We start from the raw sequence: 7292 nt of genomic DNA on the forward strand, positions 1-7292 counted from the left end.
TTTTCTTCTCTTTCTTCTTTCCAGCACTCTACATTCTCTAATCCTGCTATATTTGAAGCATCAAATACAGGTTCTTTTATTCCAGCATTCTTTTGATCTGAATAATCTTTTAAAGCTATAAATGCATATTTACCAAGTAGAGCTATAGCAACTAAGTTTATTACTGCCATGATTCCCATAAATACGTCTGCTAAATCCCATACTAATTGTACTTTTGCAACAGATCCAAATAGTACCATACCAACAACCATTGCTCTAAATACATTTAATATAGTTTTATTTTTACTCATAAACTCTATGTTAGATTCTCCATAGTAGTAGTTTCCAACTATTGAACTGAAAGCAAATAATAATATACAAATCGCTATAAATACATTTCCTATTGGTCCTATTTGAGATGAAAGTGCAGCTTGTGTTAATTCTATTCCCTCTAAACCAGCAGTTGCATAGTCAGAGTATAAAAGTATCATAAATGCTGTACATGAACAAATTACTATTGTATCTGTAAATACACCTAATGTTTGTATTAAACCTTGTTTAACTGGATGAGTTACGTCTGCAGTTGCAGCAGCATTTGGAGCTGACCCCATACCTGCTTCATTTGAAAATAATCCTCTTTTTATACCAACTAATATCATACCACTCATTGAACCTACAGCCATTTCTCTAAGCCCAAAAGCACTTTCAAATATTGCTTTTATTATTCCTGGTATTTCTCCTATGTTTATTACTACAACAAATAAAGAAACTAGTATATATAATACTGCAAATATTGGTACTATTATTTCAGATACCTTTGCAACTCTATGTACACCACCGAATATTATTACTCCTGTTAATGCAGCAAGTATTAAACCTATAACTAATCTATTCATACCAAAAGCATTATTAAATGCTGCTGTTATTGTATTTGATTGAACTGCATTGAATATAAACCCGAAACATATTGTTATAAGTATTGAGAATGCTACTCCCATACCTTTACTTTTAAGACCTTGCTCCATATAATATGCAGGTCCTCCTCTAAATCCTTCACCATCTTTTATCTTGAATATTTGTGCTAGTGTAGATTCAACAAAACTTGATGCCGAACCAATAAGTGCTATAAGCCACATCCAAAATACTGAACCAGGTCCTCCAGCAACAACTGCCATTGCGATACCTGCTATATTTCCTGTTCCTACACGAGATGCAGTCGATATACAGAAAGCTTGGAATGATGAAACAGCTCCCTCTTTTTTCTCTCCCTTTGCTCCGTCTCCTAAAAGTCTGAACATTTCACCGAAAAATCTAAACTGTACAAACTTCGTCCTAAAAGTAAAATAAAGTCCTAATGTAATTAACATTATTATAAGTACTTTAGACCATAAAAGTTCGTTTACAATTCCTACTAAATTATTTAATAATTCCATTGTATTTCCTCCTCCAATAATATGTATATTTTTATTTTTTGTTTAATTAATGTGAAAAATGATTTTTATATGCGTCTGTCATTCATTTAAACTAATTATATGATATATTTTCCTAAAATACAACATAATTTTGCATAATTTTATCATTAAATTGCAATTTATTTTATAAAAGATTCAAGAAACCATTTTCCTTGCAATTTTTTCATTCAAAAAAGAAGATATTTTGAAATAATTTGCAAGATTCATTTCAAAATACCCTTTTAAACATATTTATTTAATTTTCTCTACATACATAAGTATTACCATCTACAGATTGAACCATTTCAAAATCAGTATCATTTTTTTGAATTATATACATACTATATATACGATTAATTTTAAATTCAAAATTTTGACTAATTATTTCATTTCCCGTTGTACTATCCTCCAGTGATATTTTATATTGTCCTGCTGGTAAGTATACATAAGGTGTTTGATCTCTATACGTAATATTATTAACACCAGGATTATTATTATATAATAAATTAACACTTCCTAAGTTTGGTGCTATATTTATAGTTCTAGCAATAGCCTTTTCTTTTGATGGTATATAATCAAGAGACTCTTCAACAAATATCATACTTTCTTCTCCTGAATTTCCAGTTGTAGACATAGTAAATACCTGATCCTTTGGTAATGGAAGAGAAGCCCTAATTAAAACTTCCGTCGTTCCACTTTTATATACATCTATTTTATGAATATCCTTTATTAAATAAATATACGGAGTAAATTCTTTATATTTTACATCTTTAAAAAATGGAACGCCTCCAATATATACATCAATAGCCTCACCACTTGGTAGTGCATTAAATACCCTAACTAGAGATTTTCCCTTTTCTATTTTAAAACATTCCAAATCTCCCAACCCCCTTTGTTTGAATTTTATATTATAATATGCTAAAAATATTTTCTTGATACTTTATGTTTATAAACATGAGTTTATTGTGTAGTTCTTACATATAAAAAGGGATTCAAAATAAATATTTATTTTGAATCCCTTTTTACATTTTTACTATTATTAATTTTGTTGTATTTCCTTACCACACTTTTCTACTTTATATTTTTCAGTCATGTTGGAAAATATATTTGCTATTATTGCTCCTGATATGTTATGCCACACACTAAATATAGCACCTGGTACTGTTGCCATTGCTAAGTTAGGAAATGCTGTAGTTGCAAGACCTGATGCCAGACCTGAGTTTTGCATACCTACTTCTATAGCAATAGTTTTTCTCTTAACCAAAGGTAGTCCAAGTACTTTTGCTATTCCATATCCACAGGCATATCCTCCACAGTTATGAAGTATTACCACGACAAATACTATTGCACCTGTAGTTAATATTTTATCTGAGTTTGCTGAAACTACTGATGCAACTATTAAAACTATGGCTATTACAGATACTAAAGGTAATATTTTTGATATTTTCTCTGTTGCTTCTGAGAATAGTTTATTAATTATAAGTCCCAAACCTATTGGTATAATTACTACTTTTATTATAGATAAAAACATTCCAAAAGCATCTATTTCCACTGTAGCTTTTAATAGTAAATAAGTTATTGCTGGAGTTAATATTGGTGCTATTAGCGTTGATACTGTAGTCATTCCTACTGATAATGCCACATCTGCTTTTGCTAAATAACTCATAACATTTGATGATGTACCTCCTGGACAAGTTCCCACAAGTACTAGACCAACTAATAATGCATCCTCCAATCCAAATCCTTTACCAAGTGCAAACGCAAGCAAAGGCATAACAGTAAATTGCGCTATACAACCTATTATTACTTCTTTTGGTCTTTTAAAGACTATGGCAAAATCACCAGGTTTTATAGTAAGACCCATTCCAAACATTACTATCATTAATAAGTAATTTATCCAAGATGTTTGTATCCAGTTAAGAGACGTGGGTACAAATAAAGCTACTGCTGCTACTATAAGTACAATAATTGCCATATACTTCCCAACAAATTTACTTACTTTTTCTAATGTTTCCATTATCTTTCCCCCTTTTTAATTTTTAACTTCTCTAATAAGCAAAGTATGACTTCTTAGTCACATGAAATCTTTTACAACATATGACTAAAGAATTTTTAAGCAATGTCATTGCCTAGAGTGAATTTTTTATTTTAAATAATTAACATTATTTAACTTCTTTATATTAGAGTTCTAAAACTGATCCTCTATCACCAGAAGTAACCATTTTGCTGTATCTTCCTAGGTATCCAGTAGTTATTTTAGGCTCTCTAGGAGTCCATGCTTTTCTTCTTTGCTCTAATTCTTCATCTGATACTTCCATATTAAGAGTTTTTTCATTTATATTTATTTTTATTAAATCTCCTTCTTTTACTAAAGCTATAGGACCTCCAACTGCTGCTTCAGGTGAAACATGTCCTATGGATGCACCTCTAGATGCTCCTGAGAAACGTCCATCTGTTATAAGCGCCACACTTTCTCCTAGACCCATTCCTGCTATGGCTGAGGTTGGATTTAACATTTCTCTCATTCCAGGTCCCCCTTTTGGACCTTCGTATCTTATCACAACCACATCTCCAGCTACTATTTTCCCACCTTTTATTGCATCTATAGCATCTTCTTCACAGTCGAACACTCTTGCTGGTCCTTCGTGTACCAGCATTTCATCACAAACTGCTGATCTTTTTACTATAGAACCATTTGGTGCAAGGTTTCCCTTAAGTGCAGCAAGTCCTCCAGTTTCACTATAAGGATTTTCTATTGTTCTTATAGTTTCTTTATCTTTATTTACACACCCTGCTATATTTTCCCCTACAGTTTTACCTGTTACAGTTATTATGTCTGTATATAATAATCCTTTTTTATCAAGTTCATTCATTACTGCATATACTCCACCAGCTTCATTTAAATCTTCCATATATGTATATCCTGCTGGTGCTAAATGACAAAGGTTTGGAGTTTTAGCACTTACCTCATTAGCCAAATCTAGTGTTAATTTTACTCCTGCCTCATGAGCTATTGCTGGTAAATGAAGCATAGAGTTAGTAGAACAACCCAGTGCCATATCTACTGTTAATGCATTCATAAATGCTTTTTCAGTTAATATATCTTTTGGTCTTATATTTTTTTCATATAACTCCATAACTTTCATTCCTGCATGCTTTGCAAGTTTTATTCTTTCTGAATAAACTGCTGGTATAGTACCATTTCCTTTTAATCCCATACCAATTGCTTCTGTTAAACAATTCATAGAGTTTGCTGTATACATTCCAGAGCAAGATCCACATGTTGGACAAACTTTATTTTCAAATTCTGTAACTTCTTCTTCAGTCATATTTCCTGCAGCAAAAGCTCCTATTGCTTCAAACATTGAAGATAAACTTCTCTTTTCTCCTTTAACACGGCCGGCAAGCATTGGTCCTCCACTTACAAATACTGTAGGCACATTTACCCTTGCAGCTGCCATTAAAAGTCCAGGTACATTTTTGTCACAGTTTGGCACCATAACTAGTGCATCTAGTTGATGAGCAAGCGCCATAGATTCTGTTGAATCTGCTATAAGCTCTCTAGTTGCTAAGGAATATTTCATCCCTTCATGTCCCATTGCTATTCCATCACAAACTGCTATAGCTGGAAATACTACAGGTGTTCCACCTGCCATAGCAACTCCAAGTTTCACTGCATCAACTATTTTATCCAGATTCATATGCCCTGGTACTATTTCATTGTAAGAACTTACTATACCAACTAGTGGTTTATTCATTTCCTCTTCTGTATGACCCAGTGCATTAAATAAAGAACGATGTGGTCCTTGCTGCATTCCTTTTCTCACATTATCACTTTTCATGTTATTTCCCCCCCTATAATTTATATATTCTCAGTTTTCAGATAATTATTTTTGTATTAAAATGTGTTATAATACTATTATCAAATAGTTGTTAGACATCTTTGATAGTTGTATAACATAATATTAGTGCTACATATGTATAATGTCAATTATAATTTTCAGAATATTTAAATTTATAGTTCTGTTAATTAAAACATTATGAGAATCATTTTATGTATAATTAATAAATTTCTAGGAGGATTATATGAAAAGAAAAGAACCTTCACTATCTTTACAAATTGCTGATGATTTAAAAGAAAAAATAATAGTAAAAAAAGAATATAAAATTGGAGATAAACTACCCAATGAAAATTTATTATCAGAAGAATTAAACGTTAGTAGAACTACATTAAGAGAAGCTATTAGAATCCTTGTAACAGAAAATATTCTTGAAATAAAACGTGGTAGGGGGACTTATGTTATTAATAATACCCTAGATAATCATGACCTTGGTAAACTTAGTAATACTGTTTCTGATTTAAAAGACTTACTCGAACTTAGACTTATAATAGAACCTATGGCTGTTTATTATGCCACTCAAAGAGCCACTGAAAAAGATATGGAAAACATCTTGTATTATGGTCAAAGAGTAGAAGAAAAAATTTTAAATAAGGAAGATAGAAATGAAGATGAACAATATTTCCACAATGCTATTGCCAAAGCCAGCCATAATTCCTTTATAAAAGATTTAATGCCTATAATAAATGAAGCCATTAATAAGGGGGTTTATTTATCTAAAGAGTTTGATAAAATAAATGAATTAACTCTAAGAGACCATAAAATGATTATGGACTTTATAAAAGATAGAAATGCTGAAGGCGCTAAGGTTGCCATGGAGTTACATATTATAAATGCCATGTCCGTGTTTGGCATACAAAGAAGCTAAATTTGTTAATAAATTATTTTTCGAAATTTTCTGAAAACTTAGTAGCTTTTCTAACTATTTTTGTATATACTATATTTATAGTAATAAATAAAGTTTATTACTGATATAGTTAAATAAACTAAGAATATTTTAAAAGGAAAGGTGATTACTTTGAAAAATGAAAATTGTGAAAATAAAGTTTGTAAACATGTTATAGGATTTGATCCAATTAAATGCGAATGTAAAACTGTTATAATGTGCAATTTACAATCTGGAGGAAAAACTCTTTTTAAGCTTCAAAAATTAATGAACGGTGTTAGTTACGATATAATGACACTAAAGTTACATCAGCTTGAAGGAATAGGTTTGATTTATAAAAGCGTAAATTATGCATATCCTACTGAAATAAAATACTTCTTAACTATAAAAGGTTGGGAATGTGTAAGATCACTACGTAACTACGTTGATGTTGATAGTATAGCTGTATAGGATTTTTTTACAAATGATGTATTTAAAATATATAAAATAATAAATGCCAAGTAAAATTACTTGGCATTTATTATTTTATATAAACTTCATATTTTAGTATATTACCTCTAAAATTTCAAAACTTATTTATTAGTTACCTTTTAGTAAGTATTATATTTTATTTTCTGAGCAAAATATATTTAAATATTAAATACAAGGAGAATTTAAATGAATAGTCATCATGATACTCTCAACATGGAAAATAATTTTCAACCCATAAGAGGCAAATATAAATCTTCAATTATTTATAATTTATCTAACAAAAGAAAAAGGTTTACTGAATTACAAAGATCTATTGGAGAAGTAAGTCATAAAGTACTTAGTGAAAAATTAAAAGAACTTGAAAAGGATAATTTAATTAATAAAGAGTACTTTTATGAATATCCTCCAAGAGTAGAATACTTCTTAACATCAAAGGGATATGAATATGCAAAACTTATAAAGCAATTTGAATTATTATAATATTCATTTTGCTTGAGCGACTGTATTGGCCAAATTCTTTATTCTACATTTAAGAATTCTACTTTCCTTCATATATATTATTTATATTAATTAAAAGCCAAGAATTAACTTCTTGGCTTTTATCTT

Annotated in this window: 7 protein-coding genes; 3 read left to right on the plus strand and 4 right to left on the minus strand. The window is 30.1% G+C overall.

Annotated features, from left to right (window positions below):
- The 4 genes from NSA58_RS12990 to ilvD form a co-directional block, all read right to left on the minus strand.
- The coding region (locus NSA58_RS12990; RefSeq protein ID WP_257560538.1) for an alanine/glycine:cation symporter family protein at positions 1-1412 on the minus strand (1412 nt) is incomplete at its 3' end.
- A 274-nt stretch (positions 1413-1686) separates the two neighbouring features.
- The gene (locus tag NSA58_RS12995) at positions 1687-2307 is read right to left on the minus strand and encodes a DUF4397 domain-containing protein (protein ID WP_074079369.1); all 621 of its coding nucleotides are present in this window, start codon (positions 2305-2307) and stop codon (positions 1687-1689) included.
- A gap of 162 nt (positions 2308-2469) precedes the next feature.
- Entirely contained in the window at positions 2470-3447 is a 978-nt protein-coding gene (locus NSA58_RS13000) for a bile acid:sodium symporter family protein (RefSeq protein ID WP_074429877.1), read from the minus strand.
- Positions 3448-3610: 163 nt separating this feature from the next.
- Positions 3611-5272 carry a dihydroxy-acid dehydratase gene (gene ilvD / locus NSA58_RS13005; RefSeq protein ID WP_074429878.1) on the minus strand — a complete coding sequence of 554 codons (1662 nt, stop codon included), beginning with the start codon at positions 5270-5272 and terminating at the stop codon, positions 3611-3613.
- A 244-nt stretch (positions 5273-5516) separates the two neighbouring features.
- Here ilvD and NSA58_RS13010 point away from each other — a divergent pair, with 244 nt between their 5' ends.
- From NSA58_RS13010 to NSA58_RS13020, 3 genes are all read left to right on the plus strand, one after another.
- Positions 5517-6197, plus strand: a complete 681-nt coding sequence (locus NSA58_RS13010) for a FadR/GntR family transcriptional regulator (RefSeq protein WP_039679857.1) — start codon at positions 5517-5519, stop codon at positions 6195-6197.
- A gap of 150 nt (positions 6198-6347) precedes the next feature.
- Positions 6348-6665, plus strand: a complete 318-nt coding sequence (locus NSA58_RS13015; protein ID WP_039679858.1) for a winged helix-turn-helix transcriptional regulator — start codon at positions 6348-6350, stop codon at positions 6663-6665.
- A 207-nt stretch (positions 6666-6872) separates the two neighbouring features.
- Positions 6873-7166, plus strand: coding sequence for a winged helix-turn-helix transcriptional regulator (locus tag NSA58_RS13020; RefSeq protein ID WP_074079366.1), 294 nt, complete (start codon positions 6873-6875; stop codon positions 7164-7166).
- Positions 7167-7292 lie beyond the last annotated feature (126 nt).

It is taken from the genome of Terrisporobacter muris, from assembly GCF_024621905.1.
Taxonomy (GTDB): domain Bacteria; phylum Bacillota; class Clostridia; order Peptostreptococcales; family Peptostreptococcaceae; genus Terrisporobacter; species Terrisporobacter muris.